Origin of the sequence: Methylomonas subterranea (assembly GCF_024505185.1) — a bacterium.
Lineage (GTDB): Bacteria > Pseudomonadota > Gammaproteobacteria > Methylococcales > Methylomonadaceae > Methylomonas > Methylomonas subterranea.
Window position 1 is genome coordinate 1 of record NZ_JANIBJ010000047.1, and the last position, 19,586, is coordinate 19,586.

General features: G+C 57.6%; 20 protein-coding genes. 11 read left to right on the forward strand and 9 right to left on the reverse strand.

What is annotated here, in order from left to right:
• From NP590_RS18340 to NP590_RS18365, 6 genes are all read left to right on the forward strand, one after another.
• The coding region (locus tag NP590_RS18340; protein ID WP_256604132.1) for a hypothetical protein at window positions 1-264 on the forward strand (264 nt) is incomplete at its 5' end.
• Between the two features lie 3 nt (window positions 265-267).
• On the forward strand, window positions 268-687 hold the full coding sequence (mscL, locus tag NP590_RS18345) for a large-conductance mechanosensitive channel protein MscL (RefSeq protein WP_256604133.1): 420 nt from the start codon (window positions 268-270) through the stop codon (window positions 685-687).
• A 93-nt stretch (window positions 688-780) separates the two neighbouring features.
• Window positions 781-1,152 carry a hypothetical protein gene (locus tag NP590_RS18350; RefSeq protein ID WP_256604134.1) on the forward strand — a complete coding sequence of 124 codons (372 nt, stop codon included), beginning with the start codon at window positions 781-783 and terminating at the stop codon, window positions 1,150-1,152.
• 124 nt (window positions 1,153-1,276) lie between these two features.
• Window positions 1,277-1,999, forward strand: coding sequence for a phosphate signaling complex PhoU family protein (locus NP590_RS18355; RefSeq protein ID WP_256604137.1), 723 nt, complete (start codon window positions 1,277-1,279; stop codon window positions 1,997-1,999).
• Between the two features lie 48 nt (window positions 2,000-2,047).
• Window positions 2,048-2,842 carry a UDP-2,3-diacylglucosamine diphosphatase gene (locus NP590_RS18360; protein ID WP_256604138.1) on the forward strand — a complete coding sequence of 265 codons (795 nt, stop codon included), beginning with the start codon at window positions 2,048-2,050 and terminating at the stop codon, window positions 2,840-2,842.
• 681 nt (window positions 2,843-3,523) lie between these two features.
• Entirely contained in the window at window positions 3,524-4,879 is a 1,356-nt protein-coding gene (locus NP590_RS18365) for a cation:proton antiporter (protein ID WP_256604139.1), read from the forward strand.
• A gap of 49 nt (window positions 4,880-4,928) precedes the next feature.
• Here NP590_RS18365 and NP590_RS18370 read toward each other — a convergent pair whose 3' ends face one another.
• Window positions 4,929-8,075: a DUF6701 domain-containing protein gene (locus NP590_RS18370; RefSeq protein ID WP_256604140.1), complete on the reverse strand. Its 3,147-nt coding sequence runs from the start codon at window positions 8,073-8,075 to the stop codon at window positions 4,929-4,931.
• Between the two features lie 63 nt (window positions 8,076-8,138).
• A complete protein-coding gene (locus NP590_RS18375; protein WP_256604141.1) occupies window positions 8,139-8,360 on the reverse strand; it encodes a hypothetical protein in 222 nt (73 codons plus the stop codon).
• 145 nt (window positions 8,361-8,505) lie between these two features.
• Here NP590_RS18375 and NP590_RS20510 point away from each other — a divergent pair, with 145 nt between their 5' ends.
• The 5 genes from NP590_RS20510 to NP590_RS18400 all read left to right on the forward strand — a co-directional run bounded on the left by NP590_RS20510 (window position 8,506) and on the right by NP590_RS18400 (window position 11,484).
• On the forward strand, window positions 8,506-8,967 hold the full coding sequence (locus tag NP590_RS20510) for a type II secretion system protein (protein ID WP_371927328.1): 462 nt from the start codon (window positions 8,506-8,508) through the stop codon (window positions 8,965-8,967).
• A 367-nt stretch (window positions 8,968-9,334) separates the two neighbouring features.
• Window positions 9,335-9,874 carry a prepilin-type N-terminal cleavage/methylation domain-containing protein gene (locus NP590_RS20515; RefSeq protein WP_371927329.1) on the forward strand — a complete coding sequence of 180 codons (540 nt, stop codon included), beginning with the start codon at window positions 9,335-9,337 and terminating at the stop codon, window positions 9,872-9,874.
• Complete coding sequence (locus NP590_RS18390; RefSeq protein ID WP_256604142.1) at window positions 9,858-10,298, forward strand: type IV pilus modification PilV family protein; 441 nt, start codon at window positions 9,858-9,860, stop codon at window positions 10,296-10,298. Before NP590_RS20515 ends, NP590_RS18390 begins: the two co-directional genes overlap by 17 nt.
• Window positions 10,298-11,089, forward strand: coding sequence for a type II secretion system protein (locus tag NP590_RS18395; RefSeq protein WP_256604143.1), 792 nt, complete (start codon window positions 10,298-10,300; stop codon window positions 11,087-11,089). Before NP590_RS18390 ends, NP590_RS18395 begins: the two co-directional genes overlap by 1 nt.
• The gene (locus tag NP590_RS18400) at window positions 11,086-11,484 is read left to right on the forward strand and encodes a hypothetical protein (protein WP_256604144.1); all 399 of its coding nucleotides are present in this window, start codon (window positions 11,086-11,088) and stop codon (window positions 11,482-11,484) included. The genes NP590_RS18395 and NP590_RS18400 overlap by 4 nt, the downstream gene beginning before the upstream one ends.
• Here the strand turns inward: NP590_RS18400 and NP590_RS18405 are convergent.
• The 7 genes from NP590_RS18405 to fliF all read right to left on the reverse strand — a co-directional run bounded on the left by NP590_RS18405 (window position 11,477) and on the right by fliF (window position 19,578).
• Window positions 11,477-12,913: a glutamate-cysteine ligase family protein gene (locus NP590_RS18405; protein WP_256604145.1), complete on the reverse strand. Its 1,437-nt coding sequence runs from the start codon at window positions 12,911-12,913 to the stop codon at window positions 11,477-11,479. The genes NP590_RS18400 and NP590_RS18405 overlap by 8 nt on opposite strands.
• 86 nt (window positions 12,914-12,999) lie before the next feature.
• Window positions 13,000-14,298, reverse strand: a complete 1,299-nt coding sequence (locus NP590_RS18410; protein WP_256604146.1) for a flagellar hook-length control protein FliK — start codon at window positions 14,296-14,298, stop codon at window positions 13,000-13,002.
• Window positions 14,299-14,325: 27 nt separating this feature from the next.
• Window positions 14,326-14,778 (reverse strand): flagellar export protein FliJ, encoded by a 453-nt coding sequence (gene fliJ / locus NP590_RS18415; RefSeq protein ID WP_256604147.1) that lies wholly within the window; start codon window positions 14,776-14,778, stop codon window positions 14,326-14,328.
• Window positions 14,775-16,124 (reverse strand): flagellar protein export ATPase FliI, encoded by a 1,350-nt coding sequence (fliI, locus tag NP590_RS18420; protein WP_256604148.1) that lies wholly within the window; start codon window positions 16,122-16,124, stop codon window positions 14,775-14,777. The genes fliJ and fliI overlap by 4 nt, the downstream gene beginning before the upstream one ends.
• Window positions 16,121-16,849, reverse strand: a complete 729-nt coding sequence (locus NP590_RS18425; protein ID WP_256604149.1) for a flagellar assembly protein FliH — start codon at window positions 16,847-16,849, stop codon at window positions 16,121-16,123. The genes fliI and NP590_RS18425 overlap by 4 nt, the downstream gene beginning before the upstream one ends.
• Complete coding sequence (fliG, locus tag NP590_RS18430) at window positions 16,836-17,846, reverse strand: flagellar motor switch protein FliG (protein WP_256604150.1); 1,011 nt, start codon at window positions 17,844-17,846, stop codon at window positions 16,836-16,838. The genes NP590_RS18425 and fliG overlap by 14 nt, the downstream gene beginning before the upstream one ends.
• Window positions 17,839-19,578 carry a flagellar basal-body MS-ring/collar protein FliF gene (gene fliF, locus NP590_RS18435; protein WP_256604151.1) on the reverse strand — a complete coding sequence of 580 codons (1,740 nt, stop codon included), beginning with the start codon at window positions 19,576-19,578 and terminating at the stop codon, window positions 17,839-17,841. Before fliF ends, fliG begins: the two co-directional genes overlap by 8 nt.
• Window positions 19,579-19,586: the final 8 nt, after the last annotated feature.

The following is a 19,586-nucleotide window of genomic DNA, read 5'->3' on the forward strand; positions in this document are numbered from 1 at the left end:
CCGATACGGGCGCGGCAACCCCGCCCTTCCCCAGCCGAAAAACCTCGCCTATCGCGCAAAACACACAGCATTTTATATGCTGTCGTGAACGCCGCGCTGTGGTATAAAAATGCGCAGGAGTTCAAATTTTTTGCGCTTCCTCCAAGCGGTGAATCGGCCGATTCGCGGCCAGCTTCACTTTTTAGCAACTGCATGTTTTTTGTACGCGCCGACTGCCGAAACAGACAGGTCACGCATCACTCAATAATAAATCAAGGGGCTTAACCTATGGGAATACTGCAAGAGTTCAAAGAATTTGCCATGAGAGGCAATGTGGTAGATATGGCGGTGGGTGTCATCATAGGCGCCGCCTTCGGCAAAATTGTTTCATCGCTGGTAGCCGATGTCATCATGCCGCCCATCGGGGTATTGTTGGGCGGCGTGGACTTTTCCGACCTGGCAATAACCATACAGCAGGCATCTAAAACCGCCGAAGGCGCGGTGATTCCGGCGGTCGTGGTCAGTTACGGCAAATTCATTCAAACCGTCATCGACTTTACCATTGTGGCCGGCGCCGTGTTCCTGATGATCAAGGTATTGATGTCGTTCAAGAAAAAAGTCGAAGCGGCACCGGAAGCCCCACCCGCGCCATCCAATGAGGAGTTGTTGTTGACCGAAATTCGCGATTTACTGAAAAACAAAACGTGACCGCAACCGCCTTACCCGCGCCCGCCGTTTAACCGGCGGGGTAAGGCACATTTAGCTGCAATTCAGCCTCAAATTCAAGGAAAAGGAAAAGCCATGTCCTCAACCGCAGCGTTTCCGATTGAAAACTTCGAAGACTATTGCAATAACCTGAAAAGGGTAGGCATAGACCCCGGTTATGTGATGTATACCAATAGCCATGCCGGCAACAAGCAACCGGCGGCCCGCTTGATTTCCGCCCATCAACTGGAAGCCGCCCAGGCCTATATCGACTCCCCCTCCGACGAAACTTTTGTACATCTGGTCAGGTTGGGAGCCTTGTTCGATACCGAATGGGATAGAAACACCCAACATTGGCAAATCATTTCATTTGCCGGCTGGGAAGTCCTGCATAAAGCCTTTAATCACCTGCACGCCAAATCCGGACAGGCCCTGATGGAACTTACCGGCCTATCGGATTTCACCTGAGCCGCCTGGTTTGAATACCGCCCTGTTGAAATTCAACCCGGGCCGGTGTCACATTTTTGTAATGCGCCCCGCCTACAATTGGAGACACACCTGATTTTGTCTCACACCATTCAGCAGGGCGCCCATGACCACCACTCAAACCGACACTATCACCCGGCAGCCACCGCTGCATTATTTTGACGGCGAACTGGGTTACCTGCACAGCCTTCTACTGGACATGACCGGGCAATTGATTCAACAACTGGAACAGACCCTACACGCCCTGGATTATGCCGACATGGAAACGGCTTTACGGGTGATAGACCGCGACGGCAAAGTCAACACCCGGCACGCCCATATCGAAACCGAAGTCAGAGCCGTGCTGAGCCGGCAAGGCGCCCTGACCAACGACTTGCGCACGGTACTGCTGATCTCGAAAATAGCCGACGCCTTGGAAAAAATCGGCAATGAAATCGCCGACTTTGCCGCCAGAACCCCCGCCTTCAGCCACCAGGATGAGGCCGAAAAATGCTGCTTGCTGGCGGACATTTTTTCAACCGGCGGAGCGATCAAAGTCTTGTTGAACAAAATGACCGCCGTTCTGGAAAGCCGCGATTCCAGCCCAGCCTATAAATTGATACGCGACAGCCTGCACTGCGAAACCCGGATACAAACAGGCATCCAACGGCAGTTGAGCTTGGCGATGCGGAGTCCGGATTGGCTCGATCCGGCGCTGGACGCCATGTATATTTTGAAAGCCCTGGAACGCTGCACCGAACATTGCCGCAAAATCGCCGGCTATCTGATTTTAATGTTGGACAGTATCGATATCCGCGGCCACGGCCCCGCCGTTTCCCGCCGCGCTTGAGCGGCCTTCCCGATTCGCCCGAACGTATCCACTTAAAGACACGACATCATGACGACACCGCCCTATCGCACCATCTGGATTTCCGATCTACATATCGGTTCCACCCAATGCCAAGCCGATACCCTGCTGGATTTTCTAAAACACAACGACAGCGAAAAACTTTATCTGGTGGGCGACATCATCGATTTTTGGGCCTTGTCCAAAAAAATGTACTGGCCGCGCGACCATAACGTCGTCATTCAGAAGATTCTGCGCAAGGCCCGCCACGGCACCCAAATCATTTATGTGCCCGGCAATCACGATGAAAACGTGCGCGATTACGACGAATATGTGTTCGGCGACATCGTGGTGAAAAAATCCGACATACACACCACCGCGCAGGGCAAACGATTTTTGGTGGTACACGGCGACGAATACGACACCATTGCCCAACACCAGCGCTGGATGGCCAAACTCGGTAGCGTGGGCTACGACTGGCTGATAGAAATCAACCGCCTGCTAAGGCTGTGCAGGCGGCTGCTCGGTGTGCAATCGCAGTTTTCCCTGGCCGCCTTTGTCAAATTCAAAGTCAAAAACGTGGTGAAGTTTATGTCGGACTATGAAGAAACCATCGTCAAAACCCTCAAGCATGAAGGGGTGGACGGAGTAATCTGCGGCCACATTCACCACGCCGAAATCAAACACATCGAAGGTTTTATGTACGTCAACACCGGCGACTTTGTGGAAAGCTGCACCGCCATCGTCGAACACCACGACGGTAAGCTGGAATTGCTGAGATGGCAGAAAAAAACCCCCGAGTTCACCGATCCGCTCGGCGAAACGCCCATTGCCGGGATCTCCTGAGCTTACGACACCGTTTGCGCTAGCTAACGGCGCAGACCGCCGGCCGGCTCGTCAATGCCGGACCAGCCGATATTCGTCCGGCTCTTTGCTATTCCGCTGCCATCCATATTCAATCCAAGCCTCATATTGCAAAACGCCAAGCGCTCACATTCGTAATAAGCCAAACAAAATCCAACTGTTGGGCCTCGTTGCATTCAGCCCAACCTACCTTTTACGTCACCCTCCTCCTGGAAATGAACGGCAGTCTCGGAGGAGCAATGCACAGTCGCGATTCGCAAGGCCATCATCGCGACCATGCATCGCTCCCACCATGACTATCAGAGTAACCTTCATGAAGGCCTGGCGATCGCCCCGGCAAATAAAAGTAGTGCAGCTGAGTACGGTTCCTCGCCGGACAGGACGCCGTAAATACGTCCTTGTAGGCTCGACGGCAGCATCCTTGCCGCCGACGCCTGTCCAACAAGCAACCGTACCCGCCCGATTTTTTACTTTCAGAGTAAGCTCTTGAATTGATGTGGTGGTATCCCGAAATTCCGGGAACCTTAGCAGGCCTATCAGACTCTGCAAGTCTGACCGCGCGGACGGCCCTTGTGCTAGTTTGACCGCGTCGCCATATGAGAAATCTGCTTGGCGGGTAATTACCCGGATCATGCAACGAATCCATCCCGAGGAGGCTGTCCCATGAAAATATCCTGGTCCTGTATTTTGTTGGCCTTGCTCCCGCTTGATACCGCGCTGGCCGCATCGGTCGACGGCAGCAATCCGTTCGACGCCCGCAGCTTTTTATTCATCGCCTTGCTGCTGATCGGTGCCAAAATCTGCAGTCTGATCGAGAAAATCGGCCAGCCCTCCATCATGGGCGAACTGCTGCTGGGCTTGTTGCTGGGCAACCTGCCCTTACTGGGCATCGAATTTTTCGAAGCGGCCAAAACCGACCCGAATATCCAATTCTTCGCCGAGCTCGGCGTGGTCATTCTGCTGTTTCAGATCGGTCTCGAGTCCCATATCGGCGACATGATCAAAGTCGGCCCGCGCGCATTGCTGGTGGCCTTGATCGGCGTCAACGTACCCTTTGTGCTGGGCGCATTCGTCGCCGGACCGCTGCTGATGCCGGGGCTGGCTTCGCACGTGTATCTGATGATAGGCGGCGCATTGACCGCAACCTCGGTGGCCATCGCCGCCAGCCTGTTTCGCGACATGAAAATGCTCGATTCGCTGGAGGCGCGCATCATTCTGGGCGCGGCGGTATTCGACGATGTACTGGCCTTGATTGCTTTTTCCATCGTGATGGCTCTCGGCACCGTCGGCGGCATCAGTGGCGGCGAGATTGGGCAAATTTTCGCCGAATCGTTTTTGTTTTTATTCGGCGCGGTATTTGTCGGTCATTACGCCGCCGCGCCCATCGGTCGCGGCCTGTCGAAAATCAATTCCGGCGTCGGCATGAAGTTCGGCCTGGCCGTCACTTTCTGCCTGACCTTTGCCTATCTGGCGCACCGGGCCGGCCTGTCGCCCATCATTGGAGCCTTCGCGGCGGGCTTGGTGCTGGACAAGGTGCATTTTCGTTTTTTTCACGACCCGGAAATCGTCAACGATCTCAAGGCCTGCGTGCGGGACGAAACCGGCCCGGTGAAGGCAAACATTCTCAACGTCGTCGAGCAACATGCGGAAAAGCATGTCGAGGACCTGATGAACCCGCTTTATCATTTCTTTACGCCGCTATTCTTCGTGCTGACCGGCATGAGCGTCAGACTCGACACCCTGTTCGACAGCCAAACCCTGCTGACGGCGCTGGTGCTTACGGCCGTCGCGGTCGTCGGCAAATTGGTGTCGGGATTGGGCGCCGGCCGCGCCGACAAAATGATCGTCGGCCTGGGCATGGTGCCGCGCGGAGAAGTGGGGCTGGTTTTCGCCATGACCGGCTTCACGGCCGGGATTTTGCCGGACCAGGTGTTTTCCGTGATCGTGTTGATGGTGATACTCACCACGCTAATGACGCCGCCGTTGCTGGCCATCATGCTGCGCAAGCATGCGCGCTGATCGCTTTCCGACCGGCTTGGCGGCCATGGGAAAACAGTATGGCAACACTTCAATACACTTCCCGCCGATAAATCTGTCTGCCGTTGCCTTTATAAATGCCGAAGCTGGCGCGCGCCGTCGGCGAATCGTCGTGACTGCCGTCGTGATCCCAATCGAACAGCAGCCAGGGCAGCGCGGCAAAATTACCGGCAATGTCTATGTAACCGGTATTGCCGCTGCCCGGCGCGCTGAAACTCAAACCCGCCTCGCCGGCCAGCAGGCTAGGATGCGATAAAGCGGCTTGAGAAACCCCGGCGGGAGCCAGCGTCATGGCCGCGTTGCCGGCCCGCGCCGCGCCGTCCGCCGTTGCGGGATTGCTCAGCGACAACTGGCTGGCCAGTTGCAAGGCCGTGCAGTTATCCGCGCTGTTTTTGACGAAACCGGCGCCGTTGAAATATTCGCTGAACAACGGTAACGGCAGCGGCAGCAACTCCGACCCGTTGGCATTTTGCAACCGCAACCTGCCCCAGCGCATTTCCTTGTTGCCGCCGCTGAACGCCATGCCGTTGCCGGGACTGGCCGCGCCGAATCGCAGCGGATTTCCGGACGCGCTAACGCCGTCGCTGTCGCGCAGAGCGAAGCTCAGGGCAATTTCGGCGTTGAATGGCGCGATGGGGTCAATGCGGGTAAGCGCCAGAATATCGCTGACGGTATCGGCAAAGCTCAAGGTTCCGGTGCCGTTCCCGTTATCCGTTGCCAGCGGCGGCAAGGCGTTCAATACCGTCAACGGCCGGCCGGCTTCGCTGTAGCTGGGAAAAATACCGTGGGCGGCATGGCTGGGATCGATTTTCCAATAGTTGCCGGTGTAGTTTTTGGTTATCTCGCCCGAGGCGTTTTTGGCGCTGACGGTCGCCAATGGTCGGGTGGCGTATTTGATTGCTTGACCCACATAAGTAAAGCTTGCGCAAGCGGCGGCGAAAACCGGCGTGTTCAGACCGACATCGAAATGGTCGGGAATGAAACGGCCGAAGCTGGAGCTTGTTACGGTATTACCGAATTTACAGCCATATAGCCCCGCCGGACTCGCAGTGTTGGAAAAATCAGCAGTACAATCGCCGGTCGCCACATCCACGGCGGCAAAGCTGTCGTCGTAAACGCCCAGAGCCGACAGACTGAAATGCCCTACTTCGGAATACGTAAACGCCGAACCCGTAGCGGTTCCGCTATTCGCATCGGCCGCGCCGAAATTACCCGCCAACAGCCCCTTGGCTACAGCACCGGCATGAGCAATGAGCTTGCCGGCATCCAGTTTCGGTGTACCGTTGTAGCCGACAACCCCGCTGGCGGCGCTTAGCGTGAATCCGGCACCGGCCTTGACCGTACCGGAACCGTCGGCGCTGGAGGTCACATTGAACGCCGACGGCCGAACCGCAAAACTATCGGTGGAACAACCGACCACGGGCGAAGACTGGCTGGCATCGGTGACCCGACAGCGCAACTTGGGATAAGCCTTGGATACCGTCATGGCGGCGGAATTTTTTCTGCCCAGCTCGCTGGCTTGCGCCGCCTTGCCGAAGGTCAGGGTCTGGCTGACAGCCGGGCTGAGCGCCGGCAATGCGGAGCAGGAACCGCCGCCCGCGGCGTCCACCAGTTCCACGGTAACACTGCGATTGACATCCGAGGCATAAGTGGTGGCAACCGCGTCGGCCACGCCATCGTTGTCGGAATCCTTGAGTGCAACCACGTTGAAAGCAAACGGCGTGGCGGACAATTTGGTATAGAGATGTCCCGCGAGCGCATCGGCGCCGGGTTCCACGCAGTTGAACGACTTCGGCGCCACTATGCTGCCCGAACCGCCTAGACTTTGCGCCCGCACCGTCACCCCGGCCAGAAAAGGCAAGCCGGTCGACGAACTGCCGGTGGAGGTAAAGACGATACTGGTCAAGGTCTCGTTTTGAAAAGCACTCGGCAAGGCAAAGGCCTGCATGTCCAAATGCGCGGTACCGGATTGATTAGTGCCGATGACATTCAGCGTGACCGCGCTTGAACTCACGGTATTGACAAAGCTTCCGTAATAATGATCGCGCACATTGACGCCTTCCACCAGTTGTACGGTATGGGTGTCTCCGTTACTGGCCTTAAAGGTGATGGAACCGACATTACTGCCCGCGTTTCCCCAGGCCGAATTGATCAAGGTATAAACCGTGGTGGCGCCGAATAAATTGGTCGCCAGGGTCAGCGTCAGGCTAGAGGAACCGCTAAAGTTCGATATATTTAAATTGGTGCCCCAAAAAACGTTATCGCCGTCGGCATCGGTCTGCAATTCAAAGGGGATCCCGCCCAGGGTTTGACTGCCGTTGAACTTGCCCGCATAGACGCTGCCGTTACTCCATTTGGTAATATCCTCGTTCAATGGCGACACCGGAACCGGAAAATAAGCCAGCGACGGCGAGGGCGGCGCCGAACATGCCGCCGGCATGGCGTAAGTACTGTTGTTGACCACGCAGGAAGTCCCGCAGCCCGATCCGCAGCAAACGCCATCGACCTTGGCTCGGTAACCCAGTTTTATCGAGGCGGATGCCGTCGACCTGACGCAAGCCGAAGCCACGCTCTCCTGTCCCAGTTCAATCGAACCGCTGCTGGAAGTCTCGCCCGACACCTTGGATTGATAACCGAGCTTGATGGAACCGCTGACACTGGAAACACCACCGCCTATCTCGTTGTTTTGATCGAATGTAATATTTCCGCCAGCGCTGCCAACCGAACCCGCCACGCTGGTTTTGAAAGCCAATTTGATATTGCCTTCGGTAGCATGCAACGAGCCGCCGAAGGTATTCGAACCGTTGGAATCGCTGACGGATTTGGCGGTGACATTGGCGTTGACGATCGTAGCGTATACCACTGACAGATTGCCGGTCACCACCAGACTCAGATTGGCAGCGGAACCGCCGTCGTTGATCTTTACCGCCGAGGGCAAGGAAAGGTTGTTGTTGACTGTTATGCTGGCGGGCGCGGGCGCGGCAATGCTTATGGTATCGGCGTAATTGAGCGACAGTGAAGAGCAGGTATAAGTGCCGTTGCCGCCGCTGCAGCCGGCGGGCAAATTTCCGGGGAATATGTAATTCACCGCCCAAGCCGGATTCAAGGATATCGACAACCAGGTTACAGTCAAGCAAAAGAAAAACCGGCCAAGGCCAATGTAGCGGGAAAAAGTCATGCATGGATTCCTGGTCGAGACGTCATCGCAAGGCCTAACCGGGCCAAATGCCGAGATCCGCCGTTAGCGCCTCGCGGCTTGACATACCGGGCATATGTGCAAGCCTTCGCGGGTGAACAGCCAGCCCGCCTCGACAGCGGCTTGCGGCTCTCCGTCAAACCAGGCCCTGCCGTCGCTGATGCGGCGCCCGGTGCGCTCGTCGCTACGCGGTGCCCGGCGAAACTCTATGGCTCTCAAGCCTTGCGGGTTGCAAATATCGCAAAATATGAATGTTCGTATGCTCATGCCGATTGGTGCCTGTCTCGATGCGTAATCCGTGCCCGCCGGCTATTATGGGCCCGAGTTCACAGTTAAAGCAGTATAGTCTAAACTGTGATCTGAAAATCGGCCGAGCGGATCGGCCTTTCTCAACAAAACTCAAGGTGACGACGTGGCATTAAAAAAACAGCGGGGTTTTACATTGATCGAACTGATCATGGTGATTGTGGTATTGGGGATTTTGGCAGCGGTTGCTTTGCCGAAATTCGCCGATTTGGGCGGCGATGCCAGAAAAGCCACCTTGCAAAGCGCCCAAGGCGCGGTCAAATCCGCCGCGGCCATAGTACATGCCAAGGCCTTGGTTGACGGTCAAACCGGTGAAACGGGTTCAGTCTCGGTTGAAGGGGTTACAATAGACTTGGTGCACGGATACCCCGGTGTAAAACCCATAGCCACGGCGGCTGGTATTTCAGCCCAGGATTACCACATCGGTGTAACGGACAAAGAGACGACAATCAGCGGCACCAAGGATGCGGGTAAAAGCGCCATAAAGGATTGTAGTTTCACTTATCAAGCCCCAACCGCCGCCAACACAGCACCCAGTATTTCGGAAGTCACGTTTTCAGGTTGTTAATTTAGCGGCCTTAGCTCAAACATTGCTTATAGGCCTGCATGATGTGCTTCAGGTAGTTGGCGCATCATGTCATTCCGCCATAGAGGAAGTTACTCTGAAAGTAAAAAATCGGGCGGGTACGGTTGCTTGTTGGACAGGCGTCGGCAGCAAGGATGCTGCGGTCGAGCATACACGGACGTATTTACGGCGTCCTGTCCGGCGAGGAACCGTACCCAGCTGCACTACTTTCATTTGCCGGGGCGATGCACCAGTTTCATGACCGCTAGGGTGATGACAGATCAATCAATAGCCTATTGGTTTTACCCCCCTCACGCCAACCCGCGAGGAAAGGGGGGCTTATACGACAACCTCCTATAGATTCAGGCTGATGAAGTTCCCTCTTTCTCTCGGGCTACGAACATATACACTGCCACCAGCATTTAAAGTACCCAAAAAGCACAATCAATATCAAGGGTTTACTTTGATTGAACTGATTACGGTTTTGGTCATTTTGGGGATACTGGCCTCCACGGCTCTACCCAGATTTTTTGACTTATCCAGTTACCGGCAACACGGCTTTTTCAACGACACCCTCAACGCCATCCGCTACGCGCAAAAAATGGCCGTGGCGACGGCTTGCAACGTGCAGGTGGAAATCAGCGGCAACCGCTTCGAACTGAAACGCCCCGGCGCGGCCGACCGCGGCCAGTGCGCCTCCACCTCGGCCGGCGACTTCACCCAGGCCGTCGGCCGTCCGGGCTCCGGCGAAACCAACTATCAAGGCAGTCAGTCCGGCGTAACGCTCAGCGACGCCCGCCTGTATTTCACCGCCAAGGGCACAGCATCGGCGGACGCCACCATTATTGTGGGTAGCCGGCAAATCAGCGTAATACAAGCCACGGGTTTTGTTTATGACAGCACGCCGTAAGCCACAACGCGGCGTCACGCTGGTCGAGCTGATTCTATCCATGGTGATTATCGGTATCGCCCTGGTGGGTATCTTTTCGGTGATCAACCTCACCGTCAGCCACAGCGCCGACCCCTTGGTACAACATCAAGCCCTGGCCATTGCCGAATCGTATCTGGAAGAAATTTTGCCGCAAAATTACGCCGGCGGAGCCAGCGGCAACCGGGCCGATTTCGACGATGTCGACGATTACAACGGACTGAGCGACCACGGCGCGCGCGACCAGCACGGCGCGGCGGTGAACGGTCTCGAACAATACAGCGTGACGGTAAGCGTGGCGGCGCCGGTGGCGTTGGCGGGCGGCGTCAAGGCCAAACAAATCACCGTCAGCGTCTCCGGACCCGGCGGCAGCCTAAGCCTGGTGGGCTACAGGGCGGATTATTGATGCGCATGCGCCAGCAGGGTTTTACCCTGATCGAACTGATTACGGTCATCGTCATCGTCGGCATTCTGGCAGCCCTGAGCACCAGCATCGTGACGCTGCCGGTAAAAAGCTATCTGGACCAGCAGCGCCGTACCACGCTGGTAGACAATGCCGAATCGGCCCTGCGCCTGATGCAACGCGACATCCGCCGCGCCCTGCCCAACAGCCTGCGCATTACCGGCGGCGGTAGCGTGCTGGAATTGCTGCACACCCGCGACGGCGGTCGTTACCGGGCGCAAGCGGCCGGCGACGGCAGCGGCGATGTACTCGACTTTACCCTCGCCGACGACAGTTTCGATGTCATAGGCAGCCTGCAAGCACCGCCGCAAGGGCAACTGGTGATTTACAATCTGGGCCAAGCCAACGCCGACGCCTATGCCGGCGACAACCGCGCGGCACTGAGCAACAGTTCCACCGCCAGCTGGATCAAACTGAGCGCGCCGAAAAAATTTCCCTTGCAATCGCCGCAACAGCGTTTTTTCATCGTCGACACCCCCATCACCTACCGCTGCGATTTAGCCAGCGGCGAATTGTTGCGCTACGACGCTTACGGCATCAGCGCCGTCCAAGCCAACCCGCCCGCCGGCGTCAGCGGACAGTTGCAGGTCAACCATGTCAGCGCCTGTTCATTCGCCCATGCCTCCGCCACGGCCAATCGTTCCGGACTGGTGACTTTGCAAATCACCCTGACCGACGGCGCCGGCGAGTCTACCCGCTTGATTCATCAAGTACACGTGGATAACGTCCCATGAAGCGGCAACAGGGATTTTCCATCGTCATGGCCATCTTCATTCTGCTGGTATTGGGTTTATTGGGCGGTTACATGCTGCGCTTTAGCGGCGCGCAACTAAGCACCTTCAATGCCGCCTTGCTGGGCGCCCGTGCTTATCAGGCCGCCCACGCAGGCATCGAATGGAGCATGGCCCGCATCGAAAACGGCGGCACTTGTACCGACATTAACGCGCAAACCGCCATGACCTTTAACGGCCTCGAAGGTTTCAGCGTGCGGCTGAATTGTTCCAGCCAGAGCTTTTCGGAAGCGGATAAAACCCTTAGCGTTTACCGCGTCTCGGCGCTCAGCCAGTTTGGCGCCTACAGCGGCAACGATTATGCGGCGCGCCAGCTGGAGGTAACGCTGGTCAAATAGCGCAGTCCCAGCCGGCCACCGGCTCGCCCCGGCGTTGCCGCCGCAGATATTGCCGGGTCAGACCGGCAAAATCGCCGGGATGTTGTTGGATGAAGCGCCGTTGCCAGTCGCTGCCGGTCTGCCGGTTCGCCAAACGTTGCTCCAGCACATCCAGATAGATGTTGGCATCGTTGACGTCGATCCCCAGGGACAGCAAGCCCGCATGGGCGAGCGGCAGCAATTCGTTTCGAACCAGTACCGCAAGCCGCTGCCGGTTGCCGCCCAACCAAACCACATGGCTATCCAGGCCGTGGCGGGCGGCCTGATAAAAATTGTCCTTGGCTTGCGAAAACGGCAAATCGGCCTGTCCCTCCGCGCGTTGCCGGGCCAGATTGCTCACCAGACCGTAAAAAAACGCCGCGTTGGCGATGGCATCCAGCACGGTCGGGCCAGCGGCGGGCACCCGGTGCTCGATGCGGATATGCGGCATGCCGTCGGCATCGAAACCCACCAGCGGCCGGTTCCAGCGCCAGATGGTGCCGTTATGCAGCCTGAGATGGGAGAAGGCTGCAGCGTCGTCGTCGAAATACTCGGGCAGCAAAACCGGAAAATGCCGCAGATTTTCCTCGAAACATTCCAATATCGATAAACGGGCATAATCGGAGCCGAAGCTGACCCGGTGCAAGGGCCCTTCGGCCGCGCCGCTATAGCCGCCCAATGCCACCGCCTGCTCGAACATCGGGATGCGGGTTTCCGCCCATAAATCGCGGCCGAACAAATACGGCGCATTGGCGCATACCGCTACCATCGCCGCCGACGCCAGCATGGAAGCATTGTAAACGTGATGCGCAACGCTCAGGGGGCATTGCAGGTGCAACTGGAACGAGGTGGTGGCGGCCTCCAACATCACATCGTGGTGCTCCAGCCTTAAATGTTCTTGGCCGCAAATATCCAGCTGAATGGGCTTGCCGCGGTTTTTCAGAACCTGCCGGTTCAATTCCCGGTAACGGTTCATGTTGGACATGTTTTCCAGGTTGAGCTGGCTCTGCCGCAGGGTGGGCAGGGTACCTATCATCAACAGATGCAGTTCCATGCGCCGGGCATGCTGTTCAGCCTGCCGCCAGGTGGCGGCCAGGTTTTGATGCAAAACAGCCAAGGCATTCGCGGTCAACGCCAGCGGCGGCGTGTTCAGCTCAATATTGAATTTGGCCAGTTCGGGGCCGGCCATGGGGTTGTTGAAGCTATTGAGATAAGCTTCGTTCAGCGCTGCCGGCAGCATGTCGTCATGCAACAGCCAAGCCTCGAGCTCGAAGCCCGCCACCGGTGCCGCCTCGGAGACGGCCCTTTGTCCAACCATTTCGGCCAGCAATTCGGTTTCAGCGGCCAAGCGCCCATGAAAGCGCCGGTAGTCGCCATCGCTATATGCCGTGATTCGAATTTCCTGCCCCATGCTGGCCGCCGCCTACTATTCGCCTGAAAACAGGCGCATAGTAGGCGGGTTAAGGGGCGCGGTCAATCCCGCCGGCCGACGGCCTCTCAGGCGAACAGGCTTAACAAGCCGTTGGCGGCAATCGCCCTGCCCGCTTCTATCTCGTCGACTATATCCTGGGATTCGTTCACGGCCCCCGCCGACTCGCCATCGCTGCCGCCGCGCCGGCCGCCGTCTCCGGCCATTTGGAAAAACTCGCGGCCGTTCTGTCTTTGTTCGGATTGTTGCTGGGAGACATTCACGTCCGCCAGATTCAACTGCTGGCCGCTCAACATTTCCCGCAATTTGGGGATGGCGGCTTCTATGGCTTCCTTGACCGCCGGATTGTGCGCGGTAAACGCCACCGAGGCCTGATCCTGCTTGACGTCGATTTTGACCGAAACCGGGCCCAGATGCTCGGGATTCAGGCGCAATTGCACGGACGGCATGTCCTGCTTGTGCATCCAGATCAATTTATCGCCCAACTCCTGCCGCCAGCCCGGGTCGCCGAAGGGTTTTTGCATGGCGGGCCGGGCGTCCGCCGCCGCGCCGGCCGCTTCACTCCTGGCGGCACCGTTCATGCGGGCGATATCGGCGGCGATGCCGGCCGGGGTAGCGGCTTTAAAATCCTGACCATCCACGCCAGTGCCGAGTTTGCTCAAATCGGGACCCGACTTCAACTCCGTGCCTGCCTTATCCGCCGACGGCTTGGCGTCGGCAGCGCGTTTCGCCATCATGGCGGAAATGCCGCGATCGAATTCCACGCCGAGTTCATCCGCCGATGCGGCGGCATTTTGAGTTTTCGCTTCCTTTACCTGGAGTGCCGCCGGCTTTTTGACATCCATGAACAATTCGGTGACTTCCGGCTTATCGTCCGCCGTTTCCAGAGCTGCATCGGCATCCACTGTTTGGTTAAGCGACAGCGCCATGGGATTGATATCGGCCAGCCCTTCCCGCTCTATGTCTGCCTGGCTTGATTCCGCCGAGACCTCAGGTTGACTAAGCTCGCCGACCAGCGGCGCATTGGCATCCGCTTCCAGTTGCTGGAGCTGTTGCAACACCTCGTTCAGGGTTTTCAGCGTATCGTCCAGATCGATATCCTGACCGGCCTTGCTTGCCGCCGGCGGATTTTTGCCGAGGAATGCGGCAAAGTTTTGCAAATCGCCGCTGACGGTTGCTTCCCGCATCAGGGATTGAAGCGCGGCCATATCGGCACTGTCGCCGCTCCCCAGCAAGCCCAATTGCTCCATCAAAGCAGCGGCGAATCCGCCCTGCTCGCCCGCCCCGCCCAATAAACCCTGTTGAATATTGCCCAGGCCTTCCGAACCGGACAACATGGACAACAGATTGGCAGCTTGAATATTCATGACATTTCTCCCACACTTTTTCTTTCATTAAGCATTATTTGCGCCATCCTTTCTGGCTGAGCGGGCCGCGCGGGCATCCTGCTCGTTTTGCTCGCGCTTGTTCTCCAGTTTCTGTTCTTCCGTCAGCGCGATTTGGCTGAGTCTTTCCAGACTTTTGGTGCGCTGATGACTTTCTTCCCAGTTGGCTTGCGCGCGCTGAAACTCCCTTTCCCGAGCCAATACCGCCTGCCGTTGGCCTTCTATGGCTTTATCCAGTTTTTCGGCAAAGGCCCGAAATTCCAGCAACTGACTGACATTCATGCCTTGCTGTTGCCGGTCGGCCAGCTTGTCCATATATTCCCGCCGATAGACCTTCAGATGCTCGAGTTGGGATTGCTGCTCGCGCAACTGTTGCTGGCAGCGCCCCATCAGTTGCAAGGCGTCCTTTTCCTGCAAGGCATGTAATTCGACTATGCTCCGCAGTCTTTGCGAGCGCTTCATCCGCCACCCAATAATTCAGTCAATTCATTCAGACTGCGGCTCATATCCACGGCCTCGTCCATGTTTTGCTGCAAGAACTCCAATATGGCCGGGTTTTTGGCGATTGCCTTGTCGATACGCGGGTCGGAACCGGCCCGATAGGCTCCGACGTTGATCAAATCCCGGTTTTGCTGATAAGTCGAGTACAGCCGGCGCAGTTCCCGCGCCATCCGCAGATGTTCGGCTTCGACGATGTCGGGCATCACCCGGCTGATGGAGGCCTCGATATCGATGGCTGGGTAATGCCCGGCTTCCCCCAGACTTCTGGACAGTATCACGTGGCCGTCCAACACCCCGCGCGCCGCGTCGGCAATCGGATCGTTGGTATCGTCGCCTTCCGCCAACACGGTATAAAAAGCCGTTATCGAACCGCCGCCGATATCGCCGTTACCGGCCCGCTCCACCAATTGCGGTAGCTTGGCGAATACCGAGGGCGGATAGCCCTTGGTGGCCGGCGGTTCGTCTATGGCCAGGGCAATTTCCCGGTAAGCCTGCGCGTAACGGGTCAGGGAATCCATCAACAACAGCACATCCAGGCCTTGATCGCGAAAATACTCGGCGATGCAGGTGGCGCGCAAGGCTCCGTGCACCCGCATCAACGGCGAATCGTCCGCCGGCGCGGCCACTACCACGGCCCGCTCCATGCCTTCGTCGCCCAGTATTTTCAGCACGAATTCATTGACCTCGCGGCCGCGTTCGCCGATCAACCCCACCACCACCACGTCGGCGGTGGTGAATTTGGTCATCATGCCCAGCAGCACGCTCTTGCCCACCCCGGTACCGGCGAACAAGCCCATGCGCTGGCCGCGACCGACGCTGAGCACCGCATTGATGGCTCTGACGCCGACATCCAGGGCTTCGCGAATCGGCTTGCGAGACAATGGGTTGATGGTCGTACCGGCCAAGGACATTTTGGCGTCGGTTTCCAGGGGTCCCTTGCCGTCCAGGGGCCTGCCCGCCCCATCGATAACCCGGCCCAGCAGACCGAAACCGACATTCGCCAGACTGTTTTTACCCAGTGGCACTACCCGGCAGCCGGGATCCAGGCCATGAGTGTCGCCGGTGGGCATCAGGAACAGGCGGCCGCCGGAAAACCCCACCACTTCCGCGCCTATGCTTTTGCCGCTTTTGGTAATCACCTGACACAAGGAGCCGATAGCCGCCCGGCAACCCTCCGCTTCCAGCGTCAGACCCACCATGCGGGACAATTTACCTTCCACCACCAATTCGGGCGGCTCATCCAGCCGGGTCCGATACGGCTTCAGGCGCTCCAGCCAGATGCCGTTACGGTTGGCTATCGGAATCATCGACCGCCATCCCGTTGCCGCTCGCCGCCCAACACGGTGGCAATCACGGCCGCCAAGCGGTTTTCCAGGGTGGCGTCGACCCTGGAAACGTCGGTTTCCAGGGTGCAGCCGCCCCGGGTGATCAGCGGATTATCCTGCAAGCGCCAGGGCGGCGGATTTTCATCCAGCTTCAATATGGAACGCACCAGATCGGCATCCTCCGGATGCAGGTTCAAGGTGACGTTCTGAGTGGCGAGCGGCAGAACGCCGATCGCTTCCCGGATCACGCCGACGATCTGGGCGGGATCGAGTCTGATTTCCCGCCGTATAATCTGGCTGGCAATGGCAATCACCAGTTTCACCAGTTCGGACTCGACTTCCTCGTCCAGGGTTTTGAAGGGTTCCGTCAAGCTTTCCAGCAACAGATTCAGCTCGGCCACCTGCTTTTGCAACAGATGCTGGCTTTCTTCGTAGCCTTTTTTTTGCCCGGCTTCAAAGCCCTGTTGCTGACCCTGTTCGAAGCCTTGTTTCATGCCCTGATCGAAACCCTGTTGCCGCCCGAGTTCGAAGGCTTCGTCATAGGCCTGTTTTTGCATGGCTTCGATTTCATCGACCGTCAAGACCTGGGTAGCCTGCTCTATTTCGACATTTTCGGAACGCGGCGCGGCGAAATCCTCCAGGCCCTTCCAGGTGTCCAGCGCCTCCAACTCGGCCGCGGAAAAACCCGGCCGTTTAGACGAACTCATCGCCACCGCCACCGCCCAGGGCTAATTCGCCGGCGTCGGACAATCGTTTGGCAATGGACAGAATATCTTTCTGCGCGGCTTCGACTTCGCTGAGGCGGGCCGGCGGCGCCGCTTCCAGATCGTCGCGCAGCATTTCCGCCGCCCGCCTCGACATGTTGGCGAATATTTTGTCGCGCAGACCGGCATCCACGCCGCGCAAGGCCAGCAGCAGTTGATCGGTGGACACTTCCCGCAGCAGGGTCTGTATGCCGCGATCGTCGACATTGATCAAGTCGCCGAACACGAACATCTTGTCCTGTATGCGTTGCGCAAGGTCGGAATTGCTTTCGTTGATATCCTGCATCATCGGCTCGCTGACCGCGCTTTCGATGAAGTTGAGGATATTGGCGGCCGCATCGACACCGCCGATTTGCGAAGACTTGACACCGTCGCTGCCGGTCAACTGCTTTTCCATGATGTCGTCGAGTTCGCGCAAGGCGGCCGGCTGCACGCCTTCCAGCGTGGCGATACGCATCAGGATGTCCGAGCGCATGTTTTGCGGCAGCAGCGTCAAAACATCGGCGGCCTGATCGGCGTCCAGCAGGCTCAAGATGATGGAGATGATTTGCGGATGTTCCAGGCGTATCAGGTCGGCGATCGAACGGGTGTCCATCCATTTAAGTTGTTCGATACCCTTGCTGTTGGCGCCCAGCAAAATCCGGTCGATGATGCTGCCGGCCTTTTCCGCCCCCAGGGCGTTGGTCAACATGTTGCGGATGTATTCGTCGGAATCCAGCCCCAAACCGGTTTCGTTTTTGATTTCTATGATGAACTCTTCCAGCACCTCGTCCACCATCACAGACGAAATCGGCCCCAATTGCGCCATGGTTGAACCCACCAACTGCACTTCCTTGGGCCCCATATGCTTCAGCACCCTGGCCGCGCGGTCCTGTCCCACCGCCAGCAGCAGTAAAGAGGCGCGTTGCGCGTGGGAAAAATCAGTCTTGTTCTCAGCCATCTTCCTTCAACCAGATTTTGATGACTTGGGCAACCAGTTTGGGGTCCTCGTCTATCAATTTTTGTACATATTCCAGGCGTTTTTCGTAACTTTGCGGCGCTTCCAGCAACAGCAAGTCTTCGGCGCCGCCGGAGATCCCCAACACTTCGCCGGTTTCCTCGTTCACTCTGACCGCCACCGGCTTGCCGTTTTCATCGAAACGCACTACCCCGCCCATTTCCTCGGCGGCCAGGCGGGCTTCTTCCAGCAATCTGAGTTGCTCTTCTTTTTCGTCCTTGCCGATCAAGGTGGCGAACACCGGCCGCAACACCTTGAATATCAACAGCAGCAGGACGGCGGCGGCAATCAGCATCTTCATGACATCCATGAACCAGGGTTTTTCCCAGAATGGTTCGGAAATGTCTTCCAGCGCTTCCGGCGCCCTGAAGGCCACGTTGGTGACGGTGACCTGATCGCCCCGGCCGCCGTCGTAACCGACCGCCTGCTTGACCAAGTCGCGCAATTGATTCAAATCTTCCTGCGAATAAGCCTGCTGGGTAAAATTGCCGTCTATCATGACGCGCTTGTCGTCCACCACCACCGCTACCGACAGGCGCCTTAGCGCGCCGGTTGCCAAGCGGGTGTGAGTGATGGTTTTGTCCAGTTCGTAGTTGCGGGTGGCGCTTTTACTGCTGGCGCCGGAACCGGTTTCGGTCTTTTCCTGGCCGCTGGCCACTTCCGGCGCCACGCCGGTGGGCGGCGGCTGATTGGATAAAGCGCCCGGCACCCCTTGCACCTTGGATTGATTGTTGACATCTTCCTGGGTTTGCTCGCTACGCAGAGCCGGCAAGTCAGGGTTGAACATTTCCTGGGTTTTTTCGGTAACGGTAAAATCGACGTCGGCCGAAATCTGCGCCCGCATGCCGTCGTTGCCGACCAATGGCGCCAGTATGTTTTCAATCCGGCCGCGCAGATGCTCCTCAATATTTTTTTTGTATTCGAATTGTTTTGAAGTCAGCGAAATATCTTCCGGCGTGTCCTTGCTATTCAGCAAACGGCCCTTTTGATCGACCACCGTCACCTGTCCGGCTTCCATCAACGGCACGCTGGAAGCCACCAGATGCACGATGGATTCGACTTGCTCCTTGTCCAGAACGCGGCCTTGATATAACTCCACCACCACCGAGGCGCTGGGTTTTTTGCGCTCGCGCACGAATACCGACTGCACCGGCAGGGCTAGCAAGACTTTGGCGGACTTGACGTTTTGTATGCTCTGGATGGTCAAGGCAATCTCGCCTTCCAGGGCGCGTTGGAAACGCATGGTTTCCACGTTTTTGCTGGTGCCGAAGCCGCTGTCCTTATCCAGCATTTCATAACCCAGGCTGGTGCTGCGCGGCAAGCCTTGCGCGGCCAGCTTCAGCTTGAGCTCCCGCGCATTGCCGGCCGGCACCATCACCGCGCCGGTGCCGGGTTCCACTTTGTAGGCCACGCCCATTTTATCCAGCGCTTCGACGATTTCGGCGGCATCCTTTTCGGCCACCCCGGAAAACAGCAAATCGTAGCTGGGTTCCCGCGCCCACATCACCACCGCCAAGCCCATGGCCACGCTGAGCGCCAAAGCCAGCATCATGCCGATTTGGCGGCCGGGCGACAGTTTCATCAGGCCCTTCAGGGCCGGATGAATATTGCCGTCCTCGGACCTGACGCCTTGCGGCTGGGCTTCGAGGGGATAATTATTGTTTGCTTCGCTCATGGCTTAAA

What these genes read in the sequence shown, in the direction of transcription:
- mscL (WP_256604133.1), top strand. Translation starts at nt 268, where the DNA reads ATGGGAATACTGCAAGAGTTCAAAGAATTTGCCATGAGAGGCAATGTG.
- NP590_RS18350 (WP_256604134.1), top strand. Translation starts at nt 781, where the DNA reads ATGTCCTCAACCGCAGCGTTTCCGATTGAAAACTTCGAAGACTATTGC.
- NP590_RS18355 (WP_256604137.1), top strand. Translation starts at nt 1,277, where the DNA reads ATGACCACCACTCAAACCGACACTATCACCCGGCAGCCACCGCTGCAT.
- NP590_RS18360 (WP_256604138.1), top strand. Translation starts at nt 2,048, where the DNA reads ATGACGACACCGCCCTATCGCACCATCTGGATTTCCGATCTACATATC.
- NP590_RS18365 (WP_256604139.1), top strand. Translation starts at nt 3,524, where the DNA reads ATGAAAATATCCTGGTCCTGTATTTTGTTGGCCTTGCTCCCGCTTGAT.
- NP590_RS18370 (WP_256604140.1), bottom strand. Translation starts at nt 8,075, where the DNA reads ATGACTTTTTCCCGCTACATTGGCCTTGGCCGGTTTTTCTTTTGCTTG.
- NP590_RS18375 (WP_256604141.1), bottom strand. Translation starts at nt 8,360, where the DNA reads ATGAGCATACGAACATTCATATTTTGCGATATTTGCAACCCGCAAGGC.
- NP590_RS20515 (WP_371927329.1), top strand. Translation starts at nt 9,335, where the DNA reads ATGAAGTTCCCTCTTTCTCTCGGGCTACGAACATATACACTGCCACCA.
- NP590_RS18390 (WP_256604142.1), top strand. Translation starts at nt 9,858, where the DNA reads ATGACAGCACGCCGTAAGCCACAACGCGGCGTCACGCTGGTCGAGCTG.
- NP590_RS18395 (WP_256604143.1), top strand. Translation starts at nt 10,298, where the DNA reads ATGCGCATGCGCCAGCAGGGTTTTACCCTGATCGAACTGATTACGGTC.
- NP590_RS18400 (WP_256604144.1), top strand. Translation starts at nt 11,086, where the DNA reads ATGAAGCGGCAACAGGGATTTTCCATCGTCATGGCCATCTTCATTCTG.
- NP590_RS18405 (WP_256604145.1), bottom strand. Translation starts at nt 12,913, where the DNA reads ATGGGGCAGGAAATTCGAATCACGGCATATAGCGATGGCGACTACCGG.
- NP590_RS18410 (WP_256604146.1), bottom strand. Translation starts at nt 14,298, where the DNA reads ATGAATATTCAAGCTGCCAATCTGTTGTCCATGTTGTCCGGTTCGGAA.
- fliJ (WP_256604147.1), bottom strand. Translation starts at nt 14,778, where the DNA reads ATGAAGCGCTCGCAAAGACTGCGGAGCATAGTCGAATTACATGCCTTG.
- fliI (WP_256604148.1), bottom strand. Translation starts at nt 16,124, where the DNA reads ATGATTCCGATAGCCAACCGTAACGGCATCTGGCTGGAGCGCCTGAAG.
- NP590_RS18425 (WP_256604149.1), bottom strand. Translation starts at nt 16,849, where the DNA reads ATGAGTTCGTCTAAACGGCCGGGTTTTTCCGCGGCCGAGTTGGAGGCG.
- fliG (WP_256604150.1), bottom strand. Translation starts at nt 17,846, where the DNA reads ATGGCTGAGAACAAGACTGATTTTTCCCACGCGCAACGCGCCTCTTTA.
- fliF (WP_256604151.1), bottom strand. Translation starts at nt 19,578, where the DNA reads ATGAGCGAAGCAAACAATAATTATCCCCTCGAAGCCCAGCCGCAAGGC.